Raw genomic sequence first — 23,105 nt, 5'->3', positions numbered from 1 at the left:
GTAAAACGAGTGTGGCTCGCTCTCGCCCATCAGCTTAGCGCCGCAGCAGGTCTCCCTGTCAGATCCGGCCTTACGTTGCTGATGATGAAGCGGCTACACGGCAGAGCGGGGAGCCTCGAATAGTCGATCCGCAGGTCCTGCTCCGGCACGTCATATTGGATATCCTTGGAAAGGACCTGTGAGGCGAGTTTCATCAGCTCGATCGTGATCCACTCGCCCGGGCATCGGTGATGAACGTGGTATTCGCCGCCACCTTGGGGAATGAAGCTGAAGGGACTTCGGTCCCAATCACGAAACCGCTCCGGCTGAAAGGTCTCAGGCGATTCCCATGACCGGGCATCATGGTCCGTTCCATATAGGTCCAGGAGAACACGGCGTCCTTTCGGGAACCGATATCCGTTCCATTCGAACTCGCGGCGCAACCGTGCCGCGACAGCGGGGAAGAAAGGATAAAATCGCCGGACCTCCTGCACGAAGGATTCGGTGTAACTGGCATCATCACCGGCTTGGAGCTTGCGCCGGCATTCGGGATGGCGATGCAGAGCGTGGGCGGCGAAGGTGATATAGACGCCGACGGCCACGATCGGTCTGACCACATTGAGGAGTTCCACGGCAGCGACGTGGGGCGTCAGCAGCTCGCCCTCAAGATCCCGGTGCCATGCGACGACATGGGCGGCGGACTGCTCTGGGGGATGAATTCGTGCGTCGCGAATGTCGCCGATGATGCTCTCGATCCAGCGGTTGCTCCGCTTGCGGGCCAGGCGAGCCCACCAGTGTTTCGGTCCAACCGATCCGGCACAGTCGAACAGCGCGGTGATCTCCCGCGTTCGCTGCTCGACCTCCGGCTCCGCGAGCGGCACTCCGGCCCAGGCGCAGGCCGCGCGTGTCAGAAGGACGTGCAGCTCGTCATAAAGAACCACCTCGCCCTTCAACGACCAGGCGCGAGCGGAGGCATCCCACTCCTCGGCTGTTCTCGCTACCAGCGATGCGATCCGCTCAGGGCGCATCAGCGACATGAACATCTGCTTGCGGTGTCTGTGGGCCTCGTCGTCGAGGCCCTGCACGCCGCCTTTGCCGAGCAATGTCTTCTGAATGCGCCCGACCATGGCGCCACGCCGGATGAATCGGCTTTCATCGTAGAAGAGCCGCGCCGCTTCCGGGCCAGTCATACAGGTCGCCATTTGCAGCATCAGCCGCGTTTTGAACAGGTCTGACCCAAACTCTCGGCACCGCTTCGAGATGAATTGATAGGGATCATTGATGAGGGCCAGAGTGGCATCCGGCATTCTGGTGCGCGGGACTTCAGGCATCCGTTGCGGCTTTCGTTTCTTCACGTGCCAAGACACTCTCGATGAGCAGTAACCCGACGCCGCTGACGATCGCCACGTCGGCGAAATTGAATGCGGGCCAGTGATAGGCGCCCACGTAGAAGTCCAAAAAGTCCGTCACCGCGCCATGCCTCAGCCGGTCGAGCAGGTTACCAAGCGCACCGCCCACGACGAGGCCGAGGGCGATTGCCGTCAGGCGGCTGTCGGTGCGCGTCATCCAAACCAGGAGCCCCGCCACCATCGCCAGTGTGAACGCCATCAGGAGCCAAGCCGGTGCTTCGCCGAACAAGCCGAAGCTCACGCCGGTGTTAAAGCCGAGCACGAGATTGAAGAAGCCGGTGACGGGAATGACCTGCGGCGGATCCATGACGTGGTTCAGGATCCACCACTTCGTCGCCTGATCGAGGAGGAAGCTGAGAAGGGTGAGAGGAAGGCCGAGCTTGAGCATGCCGCGGAAGTGCTCCTTAGATAATCAGCTCAGCCGATCTGGCCGAGGGCGGGGAAGATCGCGAGAAGCCAAAACGCAAAGCGCGTGAGGTGACCGGTGATCATGGCGATACCCATCAACATCATCACCCCGCCTGCCATGATTTTCAGGACACGACCGGTTCGACGCATGGCCTTCATCTTCGCCATGAACCCGCGCATGAAGAGCGCGGCCAGGATGAAGGGCAGGCCCAAGCCGAGCGAATAAACGGCCAGCAAGGCCGTTCCGCTTCCGGCCGTCGCATTAGCGGCCGACAGCGCCAGGATCGCGCCCAACACCGGTCCAATGCACGGGGTCCAGCCGAAGGCGAAGGCCAGACCGAGGAGATAGGCGGCCCAAGGGCCGCCGCTGCTCGGGCTCGCATGGACCCTCAGGTCACGGTCGAGCCAGGGCATCGGCACGAGACCCGTCGTGAACAGGCCGAAGACGATGACGATCGCGCCCCCGATCAGGTTCGCCTCGTAGAGATGCGTGCGAAGGAGCCCGCTCATGGCCGTCGCACTGGCGCCCAGTAGGACGAATACGGTCGAGAACCCCAGCACGAAGCAGAGGCTCAGGCCGAAGGTCCGAACTGCAGCCGTGAAGCCGGTCTCGGTTGTGAGCCCGTCCGGGCTGATTGTGCGCCCGGCGACATAGGAGACGTAGCCGGGCACCAGCGGCAGCACGCAAGGGGACAGAAAGGACACGACGCCGGCGGCGAAGGCCGTCGCAATCCCAATACTGGAGATCTCCATCAAACCAGCTCCAGCACCCAGACCACCACCACGCCGACATAGACGAAGTAGGCGCCCAGCAGGGTCAGCACTTGCCAGCGGCGAAAGCCTGGCTCTGGCCCTCCCCAGCGGATGAACGCGGCATAAAGCAGGGGCATCAGAGCAACGAAGACGAAGCTCACCCAGACCAGCCGGAAATTGTCGATCGGCGTCCCGACAAGCGCCAGAGGCAGAAAGCCGACCGTCATGGTCACGGCGTGATCGCCGATGATGTTGGTGAGCGCCGGCGTGATCTGGCCGCTGCGGGAAAGCTTCCACGAGGCGAAGATTTCCGGGAGGGCCGCCAAAGGCGCAGTGATGAACAGGCCGCCGATGATTGGTGAGATGCCGAACGCCTTGACCAGGTTCTGCGTCGAGATGACGGTGAAGTAGGCGCCGAGCGCGAGAACCCCGACACCGGCCACCGCCAGCCAGATTTTCTTCCGCGACCATTCGACCTGTTCGGCCTCACCGCGGCCGCGAAAGAAAGCTTGGCCGGCATAGGCGATGTAGGCGGCGAGCAGGATCCAGCCGTCGATCGGCTGCAAGCCCTGCCATGGCGAGGGAAGGATCAGAACGGCGGCGAGCGCCAGGATGCCGAGATACGGGAGCGCCTGCACGGTCACGGCGCTCGGATCAACGCGCAGCAGATGCTCCCGGAGATGCCTCTGATGACCCGGATCGTCGGGAATGTCGCGCTTGCGCGTTGCAAGATAGCCGACCGAGACGAGCGCCGGAATGCCGATGGCGGTCGAGCCGAGCATCGCCCCCAACCCGATGTCGGACACACCCCGCACGGCGCTGGTGATGTTCACGCCGACCTCAGGACTTGCGGTGGCGATCCCGATCAGCGAGCCCCCCGCCGCGGCCGACAGTCCCCATTGCTTGCGCAGCCTGCGAAGGGGCTCGGCGAGATGATCCGAGCCCCATTCTGCGGCGAAGACGGCAGCCACCAGCACGGCTGCCCAGATCCATGTGCTCATGCTTCTTCCAGCAGATCGTTTAGCCTTCGCGCATGGACGGCCTTCGATCAGTTAGGCTTCATTGCTGCCGGTCAGGTCTCATGCGGGCGCACGAGCCGAAGCCGACGAGGTTTCGCGCAGATCGCTCCGTGCGTCACGGATGATCGACCAAGAGGATTGCAGAAACAGCCCGGCGATGATGACAGCCACGCCCAGATCCGGCCAGGGCGAGGCCGTCCAGGCCACCAGTCCCGCCGCAACGACCACGGCGGCGTTGCCGATCGCGTCGTTGCGCGAGAACAGCCAGACGGCGCGGACATTGGCGTCTCCCGTCCGGTGCGGTAGCAGCGGAAGAACTGCGATGACGTTGACCACGAGCGCGATCACCGCAAACAAGCCCATCAGCTCGGCTTCCGGCTGCTGCTGCACGAGCACGCGATAGACCGTGTTGGCGAGAACCCCGACACCGAGGGCGCCAAGGAACAGTCCCTGGATGAGGGCGGAGCGGGCGCGCCAGACGAGGCTCCAGCCGATCGCCAGGATTCCAAGGAAAGTTATCAGGCCATCGCCCAGAAAATCGAGCGCATCGGCCTTGAGCGCCTGCGAGCCCGACAGAAAGCCGCCGAACATCTCAATGATGCCGTAGCCGACATTCAGCGCGACGACGATCCACAGCGCCCGCTTATAAGCGGGCGTGATATGGCTCAGATCCTCGGGCAGGTCGTCGATGTCGCCTTCGGCATCGACGCTCGGGGCGTCCAGGCGATCGAGCCGATAGCCGATCCCCGTCACGGCACGTTCGACCTCGGGCAAACGGGTTTCGGGGTCGTCCACCCGCAGGGTCATGACTTGCGTGGCGGTCGAGACCTTCACGTCCTCGACACCGACGGAGCGCGCGGCCTTCTCGATCTTAGCCGCGCAGGAGGGGCAGTCCATCCCGGTGACGCGATAGCGCGCCGTCTCGGCATTGTTTGTTGACGCTGTTATGGTCATGGCCATCTTCCCTGATCGAGAAGGGTCATATATCATTCGTGGCTGATATGTCGAGCGTCGCCGAACTCATCGAGCGCACTGATGGTCCGACCGTTGCCTTACGGGCGAAGCTCTTCCGGGGGCTGGCCGACGCCTCGCGCCTGTCGATCCTGGACGCCTTGCGCACGGAACCGTTGTCCGTCGGCGAGATCGTCGCGATTACCGGCCTGTCGCAGTCGAACGCGTCGAACCATCTGCGGTGCCTCAGCGAATGCGGCCTCGTCGCCGGCGAGCAACGCGGCCGTTTTGTTCATTATCGGCTGAGCGATCAGCGTCTGAATGATCTGCTTTTGCTCACTGACGAGCTGCTAGCGGAGACCGTCTGCGGCGTCGACACCTGCGGGAACTACGGCGCACGGTGATCCTGGGGCTCGGCGCCGTGAGCAGGATCGAAAGAGTGCGGGAGCTGCGCCTTGTCACCGCCGGTGGTTTGCGAGCGCGGCAAATAGCCAATGCGGCTGCGGCACGATCGCCGTTGGCGGCATGATCGAGGCGCTGTCACCCACTAGTCCCCGAAATACGACGCGACCAGCGTGAACAGGGCAAAGCCGCCGATGAAGAAGGCGGCTGCATAGCGCGTGTCCTTGGCCGCCTTGTGTGCCTCCTCCAGCATCTCCTCGACGGCGGCCAGGAGCAGGATGCCGGCGGTGAAGGCAAGGGCGGCAAGCTTCAGCGTTCGCCCTGCCCGCGCAGTAGCCAGAAACCGATGCTGGCGCCCAGGAGGCCGGGTACGACGAAGGAGGCGGACAGGACGATACGGCGGCGGCGGGACGCGCCCTTCTCCTTGAAGTTGGCGATGGTTGCGAAGCCCTCAGGCACATCAGCCATGATTTGACCGAGGGCGAGGATGAACGCCAGGCCGAAGGAAACGACAGAGCCGACGCCGATCATCAGCCCGTCGCTGAACAGGTCGATCGCAACGGCGACGTAGATCATCCAGGCCCCCGCGGCGTCCTCGTCGCCGCCCTGCATCAGATCGACAAACCATTCCACGAGGACGTAGAAGGCGCCGCCTAGGCAAAGGCCCACTACAATGGCCCAGGGCGGCGCCGAACCGCCGAGCGCCTCCGGCATCAGCTCGACGGCGACGACGGCGGTGACGATCCCGGCGGCCGCGTGCAGCGCACGGTTCAGCATCCGCCGGGACGTCGGGATCAGTTCGGCCACCACGCCTCCGGCGAAGTTGCCGAAGGCGGGCATCAGCGCGAGCGCGAGGACGTGGAGGTAATCGGCCATAGTGCGCGAACTGGGCCGTGTGGGTGAAGTTCCGCAGCTTCGGATGCGGCCGCGCTTCAGCGAACGGCGTCTCCCTGATAGAAGAATGCGAACAGGCGCGGCCCCGAGGCATAGGCGTTATTGTCGGATACGACGCGGAAACTGCTTTCGGCCACGATCTTCGAGATGGGGCGGTTGATATTGCATCCACCAGCAAAGCGGTGCCATGCCGGATTCAGCCGGTCTTGCCACCGCGAAACGTTTTCCTCAGGCGACAGGCCATGCTCGACATAGAGGAAATGGCCGCCGGGTTTCAGAACACGGCCGATCTCTTCCAAGACAAGGTGGGGATCTGAAACAGAGCACAACGTCCAGGTCGAGACGACGCAATCAAAGCTGCCTGACTCGAGGGGAAGAGCCTCTCCCGCCGATTGAAGCAGCAACACGGGAATGTTCGTGTCCACGCCCGCCGCCCGGCGAAGCATTCCCGCGCTCGGGTCGATACCAGTGACGCATTCCACCGAATTCCCGTAGAAGCCAAGATTTGCTCCTGAGCCGACTCCGATCTCCAGAACGCGCCCGCTCGCCTGGCGAGTGACAGCCTGGCGGTAGGGCCGCAGGCTACTAGCGCTCATCGCAAGGTGGGTAAGGCACGGGCATACGCTCTCGCGATAGAAGCTCATCCGCAGCATCTCCTCAACTCGCCGGAGTCCCGGCCCGAGGTGGCAGCTAGGACGATTAAATGGCCCGGATCAGCGCGCACGGTTTGATACCACTGAGATCTCATTCTTCCCTTGCCCCACTGTCTTTGTTTGCGGCTCGCGGGATGCCCGGTACTGGCCCCACAGGACCAGGAGTATCCCGAGAAGCACCATCGGCAAGGACAGGAGCTGGCCCATCGTCAGCCCGCCATAAAGAAATCCGAGCTGTGGATCGGGCATGCGGAACAGCTCCGCCGTGATGCGACTCAGTCCGTAGCCAAGCAGGAAGACGCCCGTGATCACCCCATGCCGGACGCGAACTGAGGGTCTGTGCGCGAGCACGGCTAGGATGGCGAACAGCACCAACCCTTCAAGAAACGCCTCGTAGAGCTGGCTGGGGTGGCGGGGCAGATCGCCCGCTCCCGGAAACACCATGGCCCAAGGCACATCGCTGACGCGCCCCCATAGTTCTCCGTTGATGAAGTTGGCCAAACGTCCAAAGAACAGGCCGATCGGCACAACGGGGGCGACGGCATCGGCGAGCTTGAGCAGCGGGATTTCGCGCCGCCAGGCGCAAATCACGATTCCAGCGGTGACGCCTAGAAGTCCTCCGTGGAAGGACATGCCGCCATGCCAGACAGCCAAAATGCGCGAGGGGTCCTGCAGATAGGAGTCCAGCTCATAGAACAGCACGTAGCCGAGCCGACCTCCCAGAATGATGCCGAAGGTTGCCCAGAGCACGACGCTTTCCACATCGTCGGAGTTGGGCCGACCGCCGTAGAGCCGGGCGAGGTAGACGGCATATCGCCATCCAGCCAGGATCCCGACGACGTAAGCCAGACCGTACCAGCGGATGGCAAGGGGCCCGATCTCGACCAACACAGGGTCGATGGCGGGAAAGGTCAGAGGGAATAGATCCACGATGTCTCCGGGAAGGTTTTCTGGTCTCGCACCAGCGGGCAAGCCGTTGTGCTGGACGTACGCTCTTTGCGCAGGATGGGTGCGGCTTTGAGAAGGCTTTCTTGCCGCACCACCGGTCATTCAAGATCGACCACTGGAATCGCGGCGACAGTGCCGAGCAGAGCAAACCAGTGCTCGCTCGTTCGATGAGGCGCGGGAACCGCGGTCCCCGCAAGGCCTCACTTCGGCATCGAGATGGTCAGTGGAGAGAAGTGCGCTCCTCGCCCTGCCCCGACAGATCATCCAGGATCGGGCATTCAGGACGGTCATCACCATGGCAGCTGTCGGCGAGGTGTTGGAGGGAGTCCCTCACGGCCTCAAGGCTGGCAGCTTTCTTCTGAAGCTCGTCGATGTACTCCAACGCGATCGCTTTCACTTCGGCGCTTGAGCGGTTCTTGTCCTGCCAAAGGGCGAGAAGGCGCCGAATGTCAGCGATGGAAAAGCCGAGTTCCCGAGCGCGGTGGATAAACCGAAGCGTATGCACCTCCGCTTCGGAATAGACCCTGTAGCCGGCCTGCGAGCGAACCGCGGAAGGAATAAGCTCGATGCTCTCGTAATAGCGGATCATCTTCGCCGACACGTTCGAGGCGGCCGCTGTTTCTCCGATGTTCATGTTCGTCTCCATTTAATTTCATTCCGCTGGCGCGAGATGGACTGGTCCCTGCGGAGCGGCCCTCGCATTCGCCTCCATCGTCGGGCGGAAGCTGCGCAGCCGGAGCGCATTGCCGAGCACGAAGACGCTCGAGATGGCCATGGCGGCTGCGGCGAGAACCGGCGACAAGAGCACGCCGTAGAGGGGATAAAGGGCTCCGGCCGCGACCGGGATCAGAACCGTGTTGTAGGCGAAGGCCCAGAACAGGTTCTGCTTGATGTTCCGCATCGTCGCCTGGGAGAGCGCGATGGCGTTCGGCACGTTCCTGAGATCGCCGGACATCAGCACCACGTCGGCGCTCTCGATTGCCACGTCCGTTCCCGTGCCGATCGCAATGCCCACGTCGGCCTCCGCGAGCGCAGGCGCATCGTTGATACCGTCGCCTACGAAAGCCACCGTCCGGTCTTCTGCGCGCAGTCGCTTGATCGCATCCACCTTGCCGTCAGGCAGGACTTCGGCCACGACCTCGTCGATACCGACGCGCTTTGCGATCGCTTCCGCGGTCCGGCGGTTGTCGCCGGTGATCATCGCGACCTTGAGGCCGAGATCATGCAGCGCCTTGATCGCCTTTGGTGTCGTCGGCCTGATCGGATCGGCGACGGCGATGATGGCGGCAAGCTTGCCGTCGACAGCGGCATAGAGCGGGCTCTTTCCCTCATCGCCCAGGCGCTCCGCCTCCGCCGCGAAGACGGAGATATCGAGGCCCAGCTTCTTCATCAGGCGATCGGCGCCGATGTCGACCGTGCGTCCGTCTACCCGCGCCTCGACACCGAAGCCGGGGGTCGCCTCGAAGTCGGAGACTGCATGGACCTCCAAGCCGGCGCACTCGGCCGCCTCGACGATCGCCTCCGCGATCGGGTGCTCAGAGCGAGTCTCGACCGCCGCCACCAGTCCCAGGACTTCATTACGCTCGAAGCTCTCGGCGACAATAAGGTCGGTGAGTTCCGGCCGGCCCTTGGTCAGTGTGCCCGTCTTGTCGAGCGCGATAACGTCTGCGTCGCGCAAGGTCTGCAGCGCCTCGCCTTTGCGGAACAGGACGCCCATTTCCGCTGCCCGGCCCGTGCCGACCATGATCGACGTCGGGGTGGCAAGACCCATGGCGCACGGGCAGGCGATGATCAGCACCGCGACGGCATTGACGAGGGCAAAGGTGAGCGCCGGCGCCGGCCCGAAGACCAGCCAGACCAGAAAGGTCAGGGCTGCGATCGCCATCACGGCTGGCACGAACCAGCTCGTCACCTTGTCGACCAGAGCCTGGATCGGAAGTTTCGCCCCCTGCGCCTGCTCCACCATCTGGATGATCTGAGCCAGCACGGTGTCGCTGCCGACCTTCGTGGCCCGGAAGGAGAAGGCGCCGGTCTTGTTGATGGTGCCGCCGACGACCTCGGCACCCGCAACCTTTTGTACCGGCACCGGCTCGCCCGAAATCATGGATTCATCGACAAACGAGGAGCCCTCGACCACCGCGCCGTCCACCGGGATTTTTTCGCCGGGCCGAACCTGCACCTGATCGCCGACCTGCACCTGATCGAGCGCAATCTCAACGGCTTGGCCATCACGCAGCACGCGGGCGGTCTTAGGCGCCAAGCCGACGAGCCGCTTGATCGCCTCGCCGGTGCGACCTTTATTACGCGCCTCCATGTAGCGGCCCAGCAGGATCAGGGTGATGATGACCGCGGAGGCCTCGAAGTAGACGTTAGCCGTGCCCTCCGGCAGGAGACCGGTGGCGAACATCGCAACGACCGAAAAGCCCCAGGCGGCGCTCGTGCCCAGCGCGACCAAAGAGTTCATGTCGGGTGCGCCGCGCAGAAGGGCGGGAACACCCTTCTTGTAGAAGCGCAAGCCAGGGCCGAACTGAACGACGGTCGCCAGCACGAACATGAGATAGAGCATGTTGCGCTCGCCGAGCGTGCCATGCACCCATGTCCCGAGGCCGGGCACGAGATAGGCGCCCATCTCCAGGGCGAAGATTGGCAGGGACAGCGCGGCTGCTAGCAGAACGCTGAAGCGCAGATTGCGCAGCTCGGTCGCCCGCGCTTCTGTCTGTGTATCGGCCGTGCTGCCCTGGATTGTCCGTTGGGCCTCGTAGCCAGCGGTGCGCACGGCCGCTTCAAGATCTGCAAGCTCCACCATGTCGGCGACCGAGCGGATCACCGCCTTTTCGGTCGCCAGATTGACATCCGCCGCGGCGACGCCGGGTACGGCCTTCAACGCTTTCTCGATCCGCCCGACGCAGGAGGCGCAGGTCATTCCCTGGATGGAGAGCTCAATCGTGTCCGTTCCGGCCTCGTAGCCGGCGTTTTTAATCGCCTCGACGACTGCGAGCGGGTGGGCTTTATCGGCGAAGGTGACGTCGGCTCGCTCGGTTGCGAGGTTGACGTTTGCTGCAGCAACCCCCGGCACGGCCCGGATCGCCTTCTCGACGCGGCCGACGCAGGACGCGCAAGTCATCCCTTCAATTCGGATGCTGGTGGAGGCTTTTTGACCGGTGCTTAGGCGCGGCTCCTCCTGGCGCAATGCAGTGACGGATCCCATGAATCTGGCTCCCTATCCTTCGACTGCATGGAAAGTGGGGCTTCCCCCAGTTGGAAGGTCAAGGGGTGGTCCGAAGAAATTCGTCTCGCTCTTCCGCCAGCACCGGAGAGCCAAATCCGCGGGCGCTGATCGCGTGCCATCCCGCACAGGTGCGTTTGCGAACTGAGCGGCCATTTCTAAAGTGTGTGCTGTGAGATCATCCTGTCCGGCGAACGATGCTCTGGACTGAAAGCCTCGGCAGTCCGATCAGCTAGTCTAGGGCGACGCGCGTGATCCCAGTCGCGACGAAGCATCTATAGAGTAGCGCCGACGTGTAGAGGGCGTAGTGCCAGCCGTAAAATTTGCCATGAACCCAGATCACAGTCGTCGCGACGAGATCTGCGCCGAGAAAGGCCATGACGTCGCCGAAGGACGCCTCACGCGACCAGGGTATTGCGAAGAGGCCCACGTTGCCCATCGAGCCGATGAAGGAGAAGAAGGCGACGACCGGAGCCACCAGCGCGTTCTCCACGACTACGAGAAACCGGGGTTCGCCTCTGCGCCTCCATCCGGGACAGAACGATGGCAGCTACAACAACTGCGGCACGACGACGGAGATGAAACCGGCGATGGTGAAGCCGATCAAGATCTCGTTCCATACCATCGTCCATTCGGCAGAGCAGGCGGGGGCGGTGGCCCGGCAGCGCTCGATCGCGAATTCTCTAGAATGTTCTATGCCACCGCCTAAACACTCGTGTCCTGGCTCACTCTGATAGGCGTGCCGTCGGGGACGCGCTCGTAAAGGTCAATGACATCCTGGTTTAGCAGGCGAATGCAGCCCGAGGAGACCGCCCTGCCGATCGACCATGCCTCCGGCGTTCCGTGCAGGCGATAGAGCGTGTCCTGTCCATCCTGAAAGATGTAGAGGGCCCTTGCGCCAAGGGGGTTCTGGAGACCAGGGTCCATTCCGCCATTGGCGATGGAATACGGCTCCAGTTCCGGCTGGCGGGCCACCATCTCGTCCGGCGGAGTCCAGCGCGGCCACTGGCGCTTGTACTGCACCTCCGCTCGGCCGGACCAGGCGAACCCTTCCCGCCCGACCCCGATTCCGTAGCGGACGGCCGACCCGTCGGGCATGGTGAAGTAGAGATACTTGGCGGGCGTATCGACCACCAGGGTGCCGGGAGCCTCGCCCGTCGGATCATCGACGACCGTCCTCCAAAACCGCTCCTCGACCTGCGTGATGTCCACGGCCGGGATGGGAAATCGTTCCTCCGGCATCGCGTCGTACATGTCCGGACGGACGGGCGGCGGCGCAGGCGGAAGTGCAGGTGGCGGCGCCAAGGATACCGCTGGCGCCGCCGCGGTCCGCACTCCCGATACGCATCCCGAAAGAGCCAGACCGGCAAAGCCGACCAGCAGGCTCCGGCGCGGCAGGATCACTGACGGCAGTTCTTTCATTTCGGCCATTCCATACCTTCCGCTGGCCCGCGGATGCGCGGGCGGCGTTTATTGTGGAGTTCTCAGGAAGCGCTTCAATTGCGGGTCAGATAGCTGAAGACGGTGAACGTCCGCTGGTGTCGCTCTGAGCGCCAACGCAGGTTCTGAAGGACGACAGGATCAACAGGCGTTTTCGGTGAAAGGTTACGCTTTCGCGAAGGTCCTGCATGGCGGTCAACGAAAGAGCATCGGCTACAGCATGTAGCCGATATCGGATGCGCCCGTAGGATAGGCGAACATCGTCTGCTTGAGGGCCGTTGCGGTCAGATCGTGCCGGATCGCCAGGGCGAACAGGTTGATGACCTCGTCGGCGTGCGGCCCGACGAGATGGGCGCCAAGAACCCGATCCGTCTTTTCCTCGACCATCACCTTGAAGCCGTAGACCGGCTCGGCCGCCTGGCGGGCCGTGAACCAGGTCGGGACCTTCTCCACCTTCGTTCGGAACTTCAGCCCTTGCCGATGCGCCTCCTGTTCGCTCAAACCTACGGCGGCGATGGGCGGAAGCGTGAAGGCGACGCTCGGCACGCCGCGATAGTCGGGCTCGTGCTCATTGCCCTCGAGCAGATTGCCGACCACCACCTTGGCATCGTGGCTCGAGACGGGCGTGAGCGGCGGACCGGAGGCGGCCGCGTCGCCTGCCGCGTAGACGGCGGGGTTCGAGACGCTTTGCAGATGCGCGTTGAGCTGCAAACGGCCGTCCTTCACCGCAACCTCGGCGGCCTCGAGATTGAGACCGTCAAGGTTCGGGACACGCCCGGCGGCGTGCACGACCACGTCGGCTTCGATCGTCACGCTCTGTCCGCCCGAGGAGGCCGCGACGCGGTATCCGGTCCCGATCTTCTCGATCCCCGTGACTTCCGTTCCGGTGCGCACGTCGATCCCGACCGTCTCAAAGCTCTCCATCAGCCAGCCGACCAGCTCCGGCTCGAAGTGGGTGAGCATGCGTCCGCCCCGTTGCAGGATCGTCGCCTGCGCTCCGGCCCGCGCGGCAATGTGCGAGAACTCGGCCGCAATGTAGCCGCCCCCGACCAGCACAATCCGTTCCGGCAGGACCTCTAGGGTCAAAAATTGCTCGCTGTCGATCAGGTGTTCCTCGCCGGGAATGCCGAGTGTGACCGGTTTTGCCCCGCTGGCGATCAGAATGTGCTTGCCCTCAAGGATTGTGCTGCCGACCTCAACGCTGTTCGCTCCTGTAAACCGGGCTTCCCCGTAGAAGGTAGCGATGTCCTTGGCGGTATAGCTCTCCTCGTGCTTCTCCGGCACCGGATCGGTGAAGCTGCGCTTGAAGGCGATCAAATCCCGCCATTCGATCTGCGGCTCGCCGACCACTCCCTTTCCTCGCATGCGCCGGGCATGATCGACCGCTGAGGCGGCGCCGATCAGCATCTTTTTCGGATCGCAGCCGCGAAGAGCACAGGTACCTCCGTATGGCTTGCTGTCTATGACGGCGACGGACCATCCGGCAGCGCGGGTGCGCATGGCCGCCACCCGCGCTGCGGTTCCCGTACCAATGACGACGAGATCGAAATTTTGGCTCATCAGGCGCTCTCCGTCACGCTGCGCAGCAGCTTGCCGTCCCGGTCCGCTGGGCCTCCTGGATCGGAGGGCAGGGCACGGAGCCGAAGGAGCAGTAGACGCAGCAATCGCCCTCGTTCGGGCGCAGGAGGGCTCCGCAGCCTCTGCAGTCGTAGAAGAACTGGCAGGCGTCCGTGGGCATTGTCTCGGTTTCCAGGTGCCCGCACCGCGGACAGGTGATCGTGCTTTGCAGGTGTGTCATGATGTACGTTGCTTTCTGATGAGCATGTAAGCGGTGATCCAGCCATGACCGCAAAGGCGGACAACAGGGCGACGCCCGACCGTCCTGCGAGGGCCGACAGCCCGACCGCGCCGGACAGGATCAGCACCTTGGTGACGCAGCAGAGGCCAATGGGCCAATCCGACGAGCCCCGTGCGCAGCAGCTCGTGGCCGTTCATCCCTCGCTCCCGGACACTGGGCGAGACGGGAAGCCGGCGTTCGTCGTGGCGGCCATCAGGGCGGCAGGATCGGCTGCGGCGTCGTCGAACGTGACCACGGCGGTCGCGCTCTCAAACGATACCTCGACGTCAGTCACCCCCGGAACGGCCGACAGGGCCTGTTCCACGATGTAAGGGCAGGTCACGCAGGTCATGTTGTCGACGGCGAGCGTCACTGTCCGCTCGGCGGCGATCGTCGGGGAGGCTAGGAAAAAGGCCGTCAGGCCGAGTGCAAGCGTGCGATGCATGATGTCCTCTTTTCAAAGGCCGAGCAGGAGCGGGGCAACGAAGGGAAACGCCAGGGCGGCCGCCACAATGGCTATTGCAGCCCACAGGCCGACCTTGACCAGCAGGTTTGGCAACGGCCGAGCGCAGGTGTCACCGTCCACACAGGCGGCCGGTTTGCGGTAGACGCGCCAATAACCGTAACCGAGACTGGCGAGGGTGACGGCGACAAAGAACGGCTGATAGGGCGCGAGCGCCGTTAGATTGCCGACCCAGGCGCCGCCGATACCGAAGCTGAACAGGACCAGCGGCAGGATGCAGCAGGAGGAGGCGGCGAGCGCGCCCATCAGACCACCAGCGACGGTCAGACGCGTCCGCCCCGCGTCACCGATCGAGGATTCGACCCGTCGCTCCAGAGGTTCGCTGTGCCCGTTCATCGTCGGCTCGCCTTCCATGTTTCCGCAGGTGTGCCGCCTGTAGTTGCTACAGGTTCAAATCACGCTTTCGCGAGGACGGGGCCAAAGATGGCTCGGCCGACCTGAAGGGCCTCGTCGGCCGAGAGTCGCCGTCCCGAGCGCTCATCCGACGCTGACAGCCAGTCGTTCAGATGCGCGTCCGAACAGAAGAAGGCGGTCCGCGGACAGCAGGAGCTTGCCGCGCTGCCGGAATAGAAGGTGTCGTGCCAGACCACCGTTCCGGCTGGAGAGACGGTGGCAATGCGTGCTCCCTGATTGGCTGTAGCGATCCGAATAGCCATCCCGCAGGCGCGGCATGTTGACTCGACGGCCACGTCACGGCCGCACATCGCGCCCGCGCCGAGCGCGTCTATGGCGCAGAGCGCGTTCAGCTTATGGCAGCCGAGTTTGACAACGTGTCCCGTCGCACGTTCGGTAAACGGATAGGCGTCAATGATGCCTCCGTTCTCGCCAAGCCGTAGCAGATCGCGGCTTTGCAGGTGCTTGAGGATGCTCTTGGCGGTCTCTTCCTCAAGACCGGTATCGGCGGCGATCTCCGCGATCGAAGGCGCGCGCCCGAGCTCCACAAACAGAGCGAGGACGCGCTGCCAAGCACGATCCTCGCTGCTGTCCAACGCGACCGCCCAGCCCTCTACCAAGCTGGAGCGTGACGCGGAACGGGCGCAAAGGGCGTCGCGGGCAATCTTAGAAGTTACGACCGACCAGTCCGGTCGGAGAACACCGGGCCTGATCTCCACCTCGATAGCCTTGGAAGTGGCATCGATAACGTCGCTCATGGGAACAGCTCCTTGATCCGTACTCCCGCGGCTTCTAATTCCTGTAGCGACTACAGGATCAAGGGGAATTCTATTGGCCTTCCAGGAATTCAGCATTGGGCGCCTGTCGGAGCGAACCGGCGTCAACATCGAGACGATCCGCTACTATGAGAAGGTCGGGCTACTGCCGCCGCCACCACGGACCGAGGGCGGGCACCGGCTCTACCTTGAAGGGCACCTGCGCCGGCTCGTCTTCATCCGGCGTAGCCGTGAGCTCGGCTTCACACTGGACGAGATCCGGAACTTGCTCGGATTAGTCGAAGGGGGCCACGCCTGCGGCAAAGTTCAGAACGCCGCCCTGGCCCATCTCAAGAATATTCGTGAGAAGATCGCTGATCTCCGGCGCATGGAGCGGATGCTGGCTGAGACGGCCACACGCTGCGAGGGCGGAACCGCGCCGGAGTGCGCGATTATCGACGTGCTGAGTGGGGAGCCCTCGGAGTGACCGCAATAGATCAGTATTGCGGCGGGCGGTCATCTTCGTCGGCATTGACGATCGTCATCCGAACCGGCACTGAATGATCTGGTCCATGACTATCTCCCGTCGACCAAGCAGCGGGATCGCTGGTCGGCCGTTCCTCGGAGCTACAGGCCCGCTGAAAGAGATCTACCCCCGCGACAAACGAGCGCTTCACGCAGTGGGTTGGCATTTCTCACCGGTCCACTTATATTGCCGCACGATGAACCACGCTCGCCGGATCCTCGCAGTTCTGCTGCTCCTCGCCTTTGGGTTGGGGACTCCGGCGTATGCCGTGCAGTCTGGTGAGATCAACCAGGCCGTCATCGAGGCGGGAATGGACATGAGCCAACCCGCCATGGCAGCAGGGATGGAGCAATCCATGCCTGACGGTTGCGACGCGTGCGGCGGCAACATGGCAATGTCCCCCTCGGCCTGCTTTACGACCTGCGTGGGCGTGCAAGACGCGGCGGCTCGAAGCGGGCTGGCTTTCGAGCTGTCCGATGCGATCTTCATCGGCGTTCCTGATCGACGGCTTCGCAGCGTCCAGAGCGCGCCGGAGCCGTTCCCTCCCCGTCTGACCATCCTCTCCTAAGGCTGGCTCGACCGCTCTCACGCGGCTGAGACTTGGCCTTTGTCGTGTCCGGTGCGCCTCAACGCATCGAGATGTTGCCTCGCGCCGCCCCGCCGCAGCCTTGTTCTGCGGCGCGCCCCGGCCGACCGACGAGGATGGGATGTCCGCAATTTCCCGGTCAGCTCGCACCAGTACGAGCAGTCAGCAGAGTGCTGCTGACGAACAAGCCAATGTAGCGATTGTACCGTCATTCGGGCGTCGTTACGCGCTGGCATTTCTCCCGGTCGGCATCTTTGCCGGACTGGCTGTGGCTCTGGGTGTGGGCCTTGGACGCGACCCGAGTGTCCTGCCGTCCCCATTGATCGGCAAGCCAATACCGGAATTCAGCCTGCCACCCGTGCAGGGACGGACGCTTGGGCTGTCGACCGCCGACCTCAAAGGCGAGGTCTCGCTCGTCAACGTCTTCGCCTCGTGGTGTGTCGCCTGCCGGGAGGAACACCCGGTCTTCATGCAGCTCAGCCAGAGCGGTGCGGTTTCGATCCACGGCATCAACTACAAGGACCGGCCTCAGGACGCGGCCGAGTGGCTCGACACCTTGGGCGACCCTTATACGCGCACCGGTTCCGATCTCGACGGCCGCGTCGCGATCGATTGGGGCGTCTACGGGGTTCCAGAAACCTTCGTCATCGATGCACAAGGCCGGATCGCCCTCAAGCAGGTCGGGCCGATTACGCCCGAGATCTACCGAGACAAGATCGGCCCGCTGATCGAGGCGTTGCGCAGTCGAGCGCAAGGAGGTGCCTCATGAAATTGAAGACCTTCACGTTCCTTGCGATCGCGGGCGGCGTTTTCGCACTCGCTGCGGGCGCCGGCTACCATCACTACGCTGGCGCAGAAGACGCCGGCGAGAGGGCACCCTCGCCTTCCATGCTGTCTGCCAGCGCGACTGAAGCCGAAGACGGCGTGCTCTTCCCGATGCACGAGACGCCGCAAGCCGTGCCCGATCTGCGTTTCGTGGACGGAGACGGACGCGAGACAAGCCTCAGCGCCTTCGAAGGCACGACGATTCTTCTCAACGTCTGGGCGACGTGGTGCGTGCCGTGCCGAGAGGAAATGCCCGCGCTCGACCGGCTCGAGGCGAAGCTGGGCAGCGCCGCGTTCCGGGTCGTCCCACTCTCGATAGACCGCGGCGGGCTCGAAAAGGTCAAGGCGTTCTATCGCGAACTCGGCCTCAAGGCTCTCCCGATCTACGTCGACGAGACTGGGAAGGCCTCTCAGCAACTCGCCACGATCGGAATTCCGACGACCTTGCTGATCGGCCGTGAGGGTCAGGAGCTCGGCCGCCTGGTCGGCCCGGCCGAGTGGGACAGCCCCGACATGACCGCGCTCCTTCAACAGCACATCGGCTCAACGGCAGCGGCAGTGAACCGCTGAACCTTCCCAAGCAACCCAGGAAAACAGAACATGAAAAGACCCCTCCAGCATAGCGTGATGGCTGTTATCGCAACCAGCTTGGCTTTGAGCGCTCCCGCCATGGCCGAGCAAAGTCCTGCTGCAGCGACTTCGAGCGTAAGCACCGAAGCTTCACCGACAAAGCTGGCGGCAAGCCCGTTCGGCGGTCACGTCCACGCGCTTGCCGTTAATCCACAGACGGACGAGCTCTTTCTCGGCGCCCGTCCTATCTACCGCAGCACCGACGGCGGCAAGAGCTGGACGGCGGTGGAAGGCATCCCGAAGAGCGAGGATCGGGCGAACATCACCTCCATCGCGATCGGTCCGAGCGATCCGCAGGTGATGTATGCAACGGGTCACGGCATTGGCGTCGTGAAGAGTACCGATTCCGGCAAGACCTGGAGTTCCGCCAGTTCCGGTCTCGGCGGCATGTCCACGGAAGGCTTTGCCGTCGACGCAAAGGATCCGGGCACGCTGTACGTCTGGGTTCTCGGCACTGGCCTCTATCGGAGCAAGGACGCGGGCGGGTCGTGGCAGCGCGTCGATGATGGCCCAAAGCAGCAGGAAATCCGCAGCCTTGTTTCCGTCAACGGCCCGACGGGAATGGGCGGCATCTGGCTCTACGCCGGTCTCGACACCGGGGTGGTGAAAAGCCCCGACTGCTTCTGTGGTTGGGATCGCCTCCCCAACGAAGGGCTGCCGGAAGGCCGCGTCTACAGCCTGGCGGTCGACTCCTCCGATCCGAACGTTCTCTACGCCGGGCTGCGCGAGGGCGTCTTCAAGACTTCCGATGGCGGGCAGACCTGGAACCAGGTGACGGATCTGGTCGAGGATGCCGTCGTCACGGTGAACGCGGCCGAACCGAACGAGATCTACGCAGTGGGCGCTGACGGCACTCTCGTCTCGAGCATCGATGCAGGCGCCACCTGGACGAAGAAGGAGAGCAGCAATGGTGAAGGCTAAGGGCGTGAAAAAGGCGTTTGCAAAGGCAAAGAACTCGATCGGAGCAATCGCAGTTGCGGCTGTACTGCTGGGAGGGATAGGCGTGATCGCGGTCAACGCCACCTCCCCGCGCCCGGAGATCGTGTCGGCCGGCATTCAGCCGGTCGAGGCAGTGCCTGGCGCTAAGCTTAAGATCGACCGGGAAGAGGCCGAACTTGGCACAATTTCGGTCGATGAAGTCGCGAGCGCCGACTTCAAGCTGACCAATGCCGGAACGGCGCCAGTCGAGATCAGCCAGGTGGGCACATCCTGCATGTGCACCTTCGCCGACGTTCAGCTTCCGGGCGAAAAGAGCCCTGAGTTCAATATGACGATGCACAACGAGCCGACGGTCAACGCCTGGACGGGAACGCTCGCGCCCGGAGAGACGGCGGTCGTCACCGTCACCTATCAGCCATCGCTGATGCCGGTGGAGGGCTCCGTCGCCCGAAACGTCAAGTTCGCCACCAGTGACCCCCAGAGGCCGAAGGTCGAGCTTGGGGTCCATGCCACGGTCACGGGGAAGTCGGCCGGGTAATCCCGGCGGTCCCATCGCTCCATTCCAACGTCTGAAAGGTTACAAAAATGAGCACAACTCCCGCCTCCAAATCCTGCTGTTCGACCGGCGGCACGAGCATGAGCTCGTGGGCGAGCGACCGACGCGTTCTCCTTGCCGCTGCTGTCGCACTCGGCGGCGCAGCGCTCTGGTTCGGCTGGCCCTGGCTGGTCATCGCCGGCATCGCGCCGCTGCTGATCGCGCTCGCCCCCTGCCTCATCATGTGCGGGGCCATGTGCGCCGTGAAAGCGTGCTGCAAGCCCACGAAGAAGACGACGGCAACAGCCGCGGAGGCGGGTCCAAAGTTGCTGACGCATGAGGCGCCGGAACAGCATGCCGCGGTTGCCTCTTCCCAGTTCGGCCGGAGTTCGATCCAACCTGCGAGCCCGGCTGAAACCAGGGTGCCGGCCTAAGCCGCCCCTCAACGACACCACATCAAAACAGGAGAAATCCATGAACAGCATCACCAAGACCATCGCCGCTGCGATCACCGCAGCCGGACTGCTCGGCGCGACGGGCGTCTTTGCCCAGGACCAGTCTGCTCAGCCGGAGCCCGAAGCCTCCCCGAACTCTCAGCAAATGCAGGGAATGATGGAAGGCATGCAGGGCGGCAACATGCAAGGCATGATGGGAATGATGTCCCAAATGTCCGAGATGATGGAGAACTGCAACAACATGATGCAGGCCATGAACAACAACATGGGCCAGGAGAAGCCTGAAACGGACGGCGCGAAGCCCGACAACGGCTAAGCCATAGCCCAAAGGCTGGCCGGCTCGGCAGCCGGCCAGCCCCCTCTGTCGCTCAGGAGCACTTTATGAGACGCCGAACCTTCCTTGCAGCTTCAGTCGCTGCAGCGGCAGCAGCCCTTTCCTCCAGAGCAGCGATCGCCCATTCGCTCGAGACGCTGCAGCAGGATCTTTTCGACCAGGAGAAGTACTTCCAGATCAAGGAGGAGCCAGCCCCGGAATTCGCGTTGCAGGATGCAAAGGGCAATTCCGTCAGCCTCGCGGATCTGCGCGGAAAAGTCATGGTTCTACATTTCATCTATGCCAGCTGTCCCGACGTCTGTCCGCTGCATGCCGAGAAGATCGCTGAAATCCAGGAGATGGTGAACATCACGCCGATGAAGGATCGGGTAGAGTTCATCACCGTCACCACCGATCCGGCGCGAGACGGACCCGAAGTGCTGGAGGGATATGGCCAGGCTCATGGCCTCGATCCGGTCAACTGGACCTTCCTGACGAGCGGGCCGAGCAAGCCGGAAGACACGACCCGCAAGCTCGCCGAGCAATTCGGCCATAGCTTCACAAAATCGGATGATGGCTTTCAGACCCACAGCGTCGTCACGCACTTAATCGACCAGAACGGCGAGTGGGTCGCGAACTTTCATGGCCTCGGGTTCGAGCCGACGAACCTCGTCATGTTCATCAATGGCCTGACAAACGCGAACGTGCCGCACCACGAACCCGATCCCTCACTGTGGGGGCGAGTTCGCTCGTTCTTCTGATACTCCACGACGGAAAACCTCGATGCCTGAAACGAACATACCATCACGAAAAGCGGCATGGTTGCCCCGGCTAGCCCTCGCTGCAGTAATGCCTGCTCTCATCGCTGGCCACGGCGCCGCTGCGCAGGAAGCGGAATTGGCGCCAACGCCGATCGAGGCGATGGCATACGATGCCGGATCGAAGGCGCTCCTCGTGGGCGGCCAGAATGGTCTTTTCCGAAGCACCGATGAGGGCCAGACTTGGCAGACGGTGCCGCTGCCGCCCGGCGCCGGCGAGATAGCTGCAACCGCGGTGCCTGCCAGGAGCGACAATGCGATCTATGTCGCCGGACCTGACATGGGTGTTCTGCGGACCGACGATCGTGGCGAGAGCTGGTCTAATCTCAACAGCGGTCTTCCAAACCCTCACGTGACGGCGCTTGCTGCTCATTCCACCCAGCCCGACACCGTCTATGCCTACGTTCCGGAAACCGGCATCTATCGCAGCCAGGATGCGGGAAAGTCGTGGAAGATGATGGACCGCGGCCCTGAAGGCACGAGCCACCTTATTCACACGAACATGGAAGGGAGCATGGAAAGCGGCTGGCTCTATGCTGCGACGCCAGACGGGACTCGTGTTTCCATGGACTGCTTCTGCCTCTGGCGGGATGCGGGCAATCTTTCCGGCCCTATCACTGGGCTCGCCTTTGATCCGCAGCACCCGAAGCACCTCTATGCGGCCTCGGATGCGGGACTGTTCAAGAGCACAGACGGCGGCCAGGAGTGGATTAAGGTCTCGTCGCCTCCCATAGCCGCAGCCGTAACGTCCCTCATGATGGCTCCCACCGGCGTTCTCTATGCTGGTGCCGACGAAGGCGAAATCTTCAAGAGTTCGGACGGAGCCGCGACTTGGGAGCGAGCCGGTGAATAGGCCTTTTGTTGCCGGCACACTGGTCGCGATCACAATATCAACGGCCGGAGCAGCGGAGGGACCGCCCCGGCTCGAGTCGGAACAGATTGAGTTGGGCCGGAAGGTCTACGGTCAATATTGCGCTACCTGCCATGGATCGCGTGGCGAGGGGGCCGCCAACTGGCAGGAGCAGAACGATCAGGGAGAGTTGCCCCCGCCGCCCCACGGCCCGGAAGGGCACACCTGGAGGCACGCAGATGCCGCCCTCTACCACACGATTGCGAAGGGATGGCGAGACCCGTTCAACAAGACCGACCGTCTTACCATGCCGGCCTTCGAAGAGATCCTCACACCGGACGAGATCAGGGCGGTGAGCACGTATCTGAAAACCCTGTGGACCGAAGAACAGCGCCAGTTCCAATGGGAGCAAAGCGAGGATCGGCCGTTCCCGAACGAGCAAAACTGACCTTTGCTATGGGTCGCAACACGAAAGAGAATATTCATGAAACTCCTTACCCCGCTTCTCCTTGCTGCCTCCGTGCTGTCCGCGTCGGCTGCGCACGCCGCCGTTCCCAAGGAAGGCAAGCTGTTCAAGAACCCCAACTGCGGATGCTGCGACGCGTATGTCGATGTGCTCGAAAAGGCAGGCTTCGAGATCACGGTCGAAAACGTCACTGATCTGGACACGGTCAAGAAGATGGCCGGCGTGCCGGAGCAGCTTGGGGGCTGCCACACCTTGATGATCGGGGACTATGTGGTGGAAGGCCTTGTCCCCCTCGACATCCTCAACCGCCTGCTGACCGAACAGCCGGACATCCGTGGCGTTGCCCTGCCTGGCATGCCTGTCGGTGCGCCGGGAATGCCCGGGCCGAAGGCCAGGCCATTTACCATTTACGTCATCGAGCCCGGCCCGACCCCGTCGGTTTACGCGATGGAGTAGGCCCTCTTTCTCTCTCGCCGGCGACCGAACACCGGGACCAGAACACAGCTGCCGCGCCGTCTGTCCGCGCGGCAGCAGCCAACGGGTGCGGCGCAACTGTTCGCCTGCCCGTAGCC

30 protein-coding genes are annotated in these 23,105 nt (G+C 63.3%); 13 read left to right on the top strand and 17 right to left on the bottom strand.

Annotated elements, in window-relative coordinates; genetic code table 11:
• Nucleotides 1-29: 29 nt before the first annotated feature.
• From ATO4_RS11065 to ATO4_RS11045, 5 genes are all read right to left on the bottom strand, one after another.
• Nucleotides 30-1,310: a cytochrome P450 gene (locus ATO4_RS11065; RefSeq protein WP_083591575.1), complete on the bottom strand. Its 1,281-nt coding sequence runs from the start codon at nucleotides 1,308-1,310 to the stop codon at nucleotides 30-32.
• Nucleotides 1,303-1,776: a signal peptidase II gene (lspA, locus tag ATO4_RS11060; RefSeq protein ID WP_083591574.1), complete on the bottom strand. Its 474-nt coding sequence runs from the start codon at nucleotides 1,774-1,776 to the stop codon at nucleotides 1,303-1,305. The genes ATO4_RS11065 and lspA overlap by 8 nt, the downstream gene beginning before the upstream one ends.
• Nucleotides 1,777-1,805: 29 nt before the next feature.
• A complete protein-coding gene (locus ATO4_RS11055; protein ID WP_083591573.1) occupies nucleotides 1,806-2,549 on the bottom strand; it encodes a cytochrome c biogenesis protein CcdA in 744 nt (247 codons plus the stop codon).
• Nucleotides 2,549-3,550 carry a sodium:calcium exchanger gene (locus ATO4_RS11050; protein ID WP_083591572.1) on the bottom strand — a complete coding sequence of 334 codons (1,002 nt, stop codon included), beginning with the start codon at nucleotides 3,548-3,550 and terminating at the stop codon, nucleotides 2,549-2,551. The genes ATO4_RS11055 and ATO4_RS11050 overlap by 1 nt, the downstream gene beginning before the upstream one ends.
• Before the next feature lie 78 nt (nucleotides 3,551-3,628).
• Complete coding sequence (locus ATO4_RS11045) at nucleotides 3,629-4,522, bottom strand: cation transporter (RefSeq protein ID WP_176222948.1); 894 nt, start codon at nucleotides 4,520-4,522, stop codon at nucleotides 3,629-3,631.
• A 47-nt stretch (nucleotides 4,523-4,569) separates the two neighbouring features.
• Between ATO4_RS11045 and ATO4_RS11040 the strand changes: the two genes are divergently transcribed.
• The gene (locus ATO4_RS11040) at nucleotides 4,570-4,923 is read left to right on the top strand and encodes a metalloregulator ArsR/SmtB family transcription factor (protein ID WP_083591570.1); all 354 of its coding nucleotides are present in this window, start codon (nucleotides 4,570-4,572) and stop codon (nucleotides 4,921-4,923) included.
• A gap of 307 nt (nucleotides 4,924-5,230) precedes the next feature.
• On the opposite strand, the gene ATO4_RS11035 is transcribed toward ATO4_RS11040, so the two are convergent.
• The 12 genes from ATO4_RS11035 to merB form a co-directional block, all read right to left on the bottom strand.
• Complete coding sequence (locus ATO4_RS11035; RefSeq protein WP_210191057.1) at nucleotides 5,231-5,797, bottom strand: hypothetical protein; 567 nt, start codon at nucleotides 5,795-5,797, stop codon at nucleotides 5,231-5,233.
• 56 nt (nucleotides 5,798-5,853) lie between these two features.
• Entirely contained in the window at nucleotides 5,854-6,459 is a 606-nt protein-coding gene (locus tag ATO4_RS11030; RefSeq protein ID WP_083591646.1) for a class I SAM-dependent methyltransferase, read from the bottom strand.
• A gap of 69 nt (nucleotides 6,460-6,528) precedes the next feature.
• On the bottom strand, nucleotides 6,529-7,398 hold the full coding sequence (gene lgt / locus ATO4_RS11025; protein ID WP_245308697.1) for a prolipoprotein diacylglyceryl transferase: 870 nt from the start codon (nucleotides 7,396-7,398) through the stop codon (nucleotides 6,529-6,531).
• Nucleotides 7,399-7,636: 238 nt separating this feature from the next.
• Complete coding sequence (gene cueR, locus ATO4_RS11020; protein WP_083591645.1) at nucleotides 7,637-8,050, bottom strand: Cu(I)-responsive transcriptional regulator; 414 nt, start codon at nucleotides 8,048-8,050, stop codon at nucleotides 7,637-7,639.
• An 18-nt stretch (nucleotides 8,051-8,068) separates the two neighbouring features.
• Nucleotides 8,069-10,624: a heavy metal translocating P-type ATPase gene (locus ATO4_RS11015; protein ID WP_083591568.1), complete on the bottom strand. Its 2,556-nt coding sequence runs from the start codon at nucleotides 10,622-10,624 to the stop codon at nucleotides 8,069-8,071.
• 250 nt (nucleotides 10,625-10,874) lie between these two features.
• Nucleotides 10,875-11,135, bottom strand: a complete 261-nt coding sequence (locus ATO4_RS11010) for a hypothetical protein (RefSeq protein WP_083591567.1) — start codon at nucleotides 11,133-11,135, stop codon at nucleotides 10,875-10,877.
• Nucleotides 11,136-11,347: 212 nt separating this feature from the next.
• On the bottom strand, nucleotides 11,348-12,073 hold the full coding sequence (locus ATO4_RS11005) for a L,D-transpeptidase (protein WP_083591566.1): 726 nt from the start codon (nucleotides 12,071-12,073) through the stop codon (nucleotides 11,348-11,350).
• 222 nt (nucleotides 12,074-12,295) lie between these two features.
• A complete protein-coding gene (locus ATO4_RS11000) occupies nucleotides 12,296-13,642 on the bottom strand; it encodes an NAD(P)/FAD-dependent oxidoreductase (RefSeq protein ID WP_083591565.1) in 1,347 nt (448 codons plus the stop codon).
• 13 nt (nucleotides 13,643-13,655) lie between these two features.
• Entirely contained in the window at nucleotides 13,656-13,880 is a 225-nt protein-coding gene (locus ATO4_RS28335; protein WP_083591564.1) for a GDCCVxC domain-containing (seleno)protein, read from the bottom strand.
• Nucleotides 13,881-14,073: 193 nt separating this feature from the next.
• Nucleotides 14,074-14,364, bottom strand: coding sequence for a cation transporter (locus ATO4_RS10990; protein ID WP_083591563.1), 291 nt, complete (start codon nucleotides 14,362-14,364; stop codon nucleotides 14,074-14,076).
• 12 nt (nucleotides 14,365-14,376) lie between these two features.
• Entirely contained in the window at nucleotides 14,377-14,778 is a 402-nt protein-coding gene (locus ATO4_RS10985; protein ID WP_176222947.1) for a mercuric transporter MerT family protein, read from the bottom strand.
• A gap of 59 nt (nucleotides 14,779-14,837) precedes the next feature.
• Nucleotides 14,838-15,593, bottom strand: coding sequence for an organomercurial lyase (gene merB, locus ATO4_RS10980; RefSeq protein ID WP_176222946.1), 756 nt, complete (start codon nucleotides 15,591-15,593; stop codon nucleotides 14,838-14,840).
• Nucleotides 15,594-15,666: 73 nt separating this feature from the next.
• Here merB and ATO4_RS10975 point away from each other — a divergent pair, with 73 nt between their 5' ends.
• The 12 genes from ATO4_RS10975 (at nucleotide 15,667) to ATO4_RS10920 (ending at nucleotide 22,989) form a co-directional block, all read left to right on the top strand.
• On the top strand, nucleotides 15,667-16,077 hold the full coding sequence (locus ATO4_RS10975) for a helix-turn-helix domain-containing protein (RefSeq protein WP_083591561.1): 411 nt from the start codon (nucleotides 15,667-15,669) through the stop codon (nucleotides 16,075-16,077).
• Between the two features lie 85 nt (nucleotides 16,078-16,162).
• Entirely contained in the window at nucleotides 16,163-16,684 is a 522-nt protein-coding gene (locus tag ATO4_RS10970; protein ID WP_139802389.1) for a hypothetical protein, read from the top strand.
• Nucleotides 16,685-16,823: 139 nt separating this feature from the next.
• Nucleotides 16,824-17,471, top strand: coding sequence for a DsbE family thiol:disulfide interchange protein (locus ATO4_RS10965; protein WP_083591559.1), 648 nt, complete (start codon nucleotides 16,824-16,826; stop codon nucleotides 17,469-17,471).
• The gene (locus tag ATO4_RS10960; RefSeq protein WP_245308690.1) at nucleotides 17,468-18,097 is read left to right on the top strand and encodes a TlpA disulfide reductase family protein; all 630 of its coding nucleotides are present in this window, start codon (nucleotides 17,468-17,470) and stop codon (nucleotides 18,095-18,097) included. Before ATO4_RS10965 ends, ATO4_RS10960 begins: the two co-directional genes overlap by 4 nt.
• A gap of 30 nt (nucleotides 18,098-18,127) precedes the next feature.
• Nucleotides 18,128-19,078, top strand: coding sequence for a hypothetical protein (locus ATO4_RS10955; RefSeq protein WP_139802388.1), 951 nt, complete (start codon nucleotides 18,128-18,130; stop codon nucleotides 19,076-19,078).
• Nucleotides 19,065-19,634: a DUF1573 domain-containing protein gene (locus tag ATO4_RS10950; RefSeq protein WP_176222945.1), complete on the top strand. Its 570-nt coding sequence runs from the start codon at nucleotides 19,065-19,067 to the stop codon at nucleotides 19,632-19,634. The genes ATO4_RS10955 and ATO4_RS10950 overlap by 14 nt, the downstream gene beginning before the upstream one ends.
• Before the next feature lie 47 nt (nucleotides 19,635-19,681).
• A complete protein-coding gene (locus tag ATO4_RS10945) occupies nucleotides 19,682-20,065 on the top strand; it encodes a hypothetical protein (RefSeq protein ID WP_139802387.1) in 384 nt (127 codons plus the stop codon).
• Between the two features lie 40 nt (nucleotides 20,066-20,105).
• Nucleotides 20,106-20,402 carry a hypothetical protein gene (locus ATO4_RS10940; protein ID WP_083591555.1) on the top strand — a complete coding sequence of 99 codons (297 nt, stop codon included), beginning with the start codon at nucleotides 20,106-20,108 and terminating at the stop codon, nucleotides 20,400-20,402.
• Between the two features lie 65 nt (nucleotides 20,403-20,467).
• Nucleotides 20,468-21,160 (top strand): SCO family protein, encoded by a 693-nt coding sequence (locus ATO4_RS10935; protein WP_083591554.1) that lies wholly within the window; start codon nucleotides 20,468-20,470, stop codon nucleotides 21,158-21,160.
• A gap of 22 nt (nucleotides 21,161-21,182) precedes the next feature.
• Nucleotides 21,183-22,070, top strand: a complete 888-nt coding sequence (locus ATO4_RS10930) for a YCF48-related protein (RefSeq protein ID WP_083591553.1) — start codon at nucleotides 21,183-21,185, stop codon at nucleotides 22,068-22,070.
• A 91-nt stretch (nucleotides 22,071-22,161) separates the two neighbouring features.
• Nucleotides 22,162-22,515 (top strand): cytochrome c, encoded by a 354-nt coding sequence (locus ATO4_RS10925; protein WP_210191056.1) that lies wholly within the window; start codon nucleotides 22,162-22,164, stop codon nucleotides 22,513-22,515.
• Nucleotides 22,516-22,551: 36 nt separating this feature from the next.
• Nucleotides 22,552-22,989 carry a DUF411 domain-containing protein gene (locus ATO4_RS10920; protein ID WP_083591551.1) on the top strand — a complete coding sequence of 146 codons (438 nt, stop codon included), beginning with the start codon at nucleotides 22,552-22,554 and terminating at the stop codon, nucleotides 22,987-22,989.
• Nucleotides 22,990-23,105: the final 116 nt, after the last annotated feature.

The sequence above is a fragment of the Aurantimonas sp. 22II-16-19i genome, from assembly GCF_002088275.1.
Taxonomy (GTDB): Bacteria; Pseudomonadota; Alphaproteobacteria; order Rhizobiales; family Rhizobiaceae; genus Jiella.
This window is presented reverse-complemented; position numbering and strand designations above follow the sequence as displayed.

Coding starts and splice junctions, on each gene's coding strand:
- ATO4_RS11065 (WP_083591575.1), bottom strand. CDS start 1,310: ATGCCTGAAGTCCCGCGCACCAGAATGCCGGATGCCACTCTGGCCCTC.
- lspA (WP_083591574.1), bottom strand. CDS start 1,776: ATGCTCAAGCTCGGCCTTCCTCTCACCCTTCTCAGCTTCCTCCTCGAT.
- ATO4_RS11055 (WP_083591573.1), bottom strand. CDS start 2,549: ATGGAGATCTCCAGTATTGGGATTGCGACGGCCTTCGCCGCCGGCGTC.
- ATO4_RS11050 (WP_083591572.1), bottom strand. CDS start 3,550: ATGAGCACATGGATCTGGGCAGCCGTGCTGGTGGCTGCCGTCTTCGCC.
- ATO4_RS11045 (WP_176222948.1), bottom strand. CDS start 4,522: ATGACCATAACAGCGTCAACAAACAATGCCGAGACGGCGCGCTATCGC.
- ATO4_RS11040 (WP_083591570.1), top strand. CDS start 4,570: ATGTCGAGCGTCGCCGAACTCATCGAGCGCACTGATGGTCCGACCGTT.
- ATO4_RS11035 (WP_210191057.1), bottom strand. CDS start 5,797: ATGGCCGATTACCTCCACGTCCTCGCGCTCGCGCTGATGCCCGCCTTC.
- ATO4_RS11030 (WP_083591646.1), bottom strand. CDS start 6,459: ATGAGCTTCTATCGCGAGAGCGTATGCCCGTGCCTTACCCACCTTGCG.
- cueR (WP_083591645.1), bottom strand. CDS start 8,050: ATGAACATCGGAGAAACAGCGGCCGCCTCGAACGTGTCGGCGAAGATG.
- ATO4_RS11015 (WP_083591568.1), bottom strand. CDS start 10,624: ATGGGATCCGTCACTGCATTGCGCCAGGAGGAGCCGCGCCTAAGCACC.
- ATO4_RS11005 (WP_083591566.1), bottom strand. CDS start 12,073: ATGGCCGAAATGAAAGAACTGCCGTCAGTGATCCTGCCGCGCCGGAGC.
- ATO4_RS11000 (WP_083591565.1), bottom strand. CDS start 13,642: ATGAGCCAAAATTTCGATCTCGTCGTCATTGGTACGGGAACCGCAGCG.
- ATO4_RS28335 (WP_083591564.1), bottom strand. CDS start 13,880: ATGACACACCTGCAAAGCACGATCACCTGTCCGCGGTGCGGGCACCTG.
- ATO4_RS10990 (WP_083591563.1), bottom strand. CDS start 14,364: ATGCATCGCACGCTTGCACTCGGCCTGACGGCCTTTTTCCTAGCCTCC.
- ATO4_RS10985 (WP_176222947.1), bottom strand. CDS start 14,778: ATGAACGGGCACAGCGAACCTCTGGAGCGACGGGTCGAATCCTCGATC.
- merB (WP_176222946.1), bottom strand. CDS start 15,593: ATGAGCGACGTTATCGATGCCACTTCCAAGGCTATCGAGGTGGAGATC.
- ATO4_RS10970 (WP_139802389.1), top strand. CDS start 16,163: ATGACTATCTCCCGTCGACCAAGCAGCGGGATCGCTGGTCGGCCGTTC.
- ATO4_RS10965 (WP_083591559.1), top strand. CDS start 16,824: ATGTCCGCAATTTCCCGGTCAGCTCGCACCAGTACGAGCAGTCAGCAG.
- ATO4_RS10960 (WP_245308690.1), top strand. CDS start 17,468: ATGAAATTGAAGACCTTCACGTTCCTTGCGATCGCGGGCGGCGTTTTC.
- ATO4_RS10955 (WP_139802388.1), top strand. CDS start 18,128: ATGAAAAGACCCCTCCAGCATAGCGTGATGGCTGTTATCGCAACCAGC.
- ATO4_RS10950 (WP_176222945.1), top strand. CDS start 19,065: ATGGTGAAGGCTAAGGGCGTGAAAAAGGCGTTTGCAAAGGCAAAGAAC.
- ATO4_RS10945 (WP_139802387.1), top strand. CDS start 19,682: ATGAGCACAACTCCCGCCTCCAAATCCTGCTGTTCGACCGGCGGCACG.
- ATO4_RS10940 (WP_083591555.1), top strand. CDS start 20,106: ATGAACAGCATCACCAAGACCATCGCCGCTGCGATCACCGCAGCCGGA.
- ATO4_RS10935 (WP_083591554.1), top strand. CDS start 20,468: ATGAGACGCCGAACCTTCCTTGCAGCTTCAGTCGCTGCAGCGGCAGCA.
- ATO4_RS10930 (WP_083591553.1), top strand. CDS start 21,183: ATGCCTGAAACGAACATACCATCACGAAAAGCGGCATGGTTGCCCCGG.
- ATO4_RS10920 (WP_083591551.1), top strand. CDS start 22,552: ATGAAACTCCTTACCCCGCTTCTCCTTGCTGCCTCCGTGCTGTCCGCG.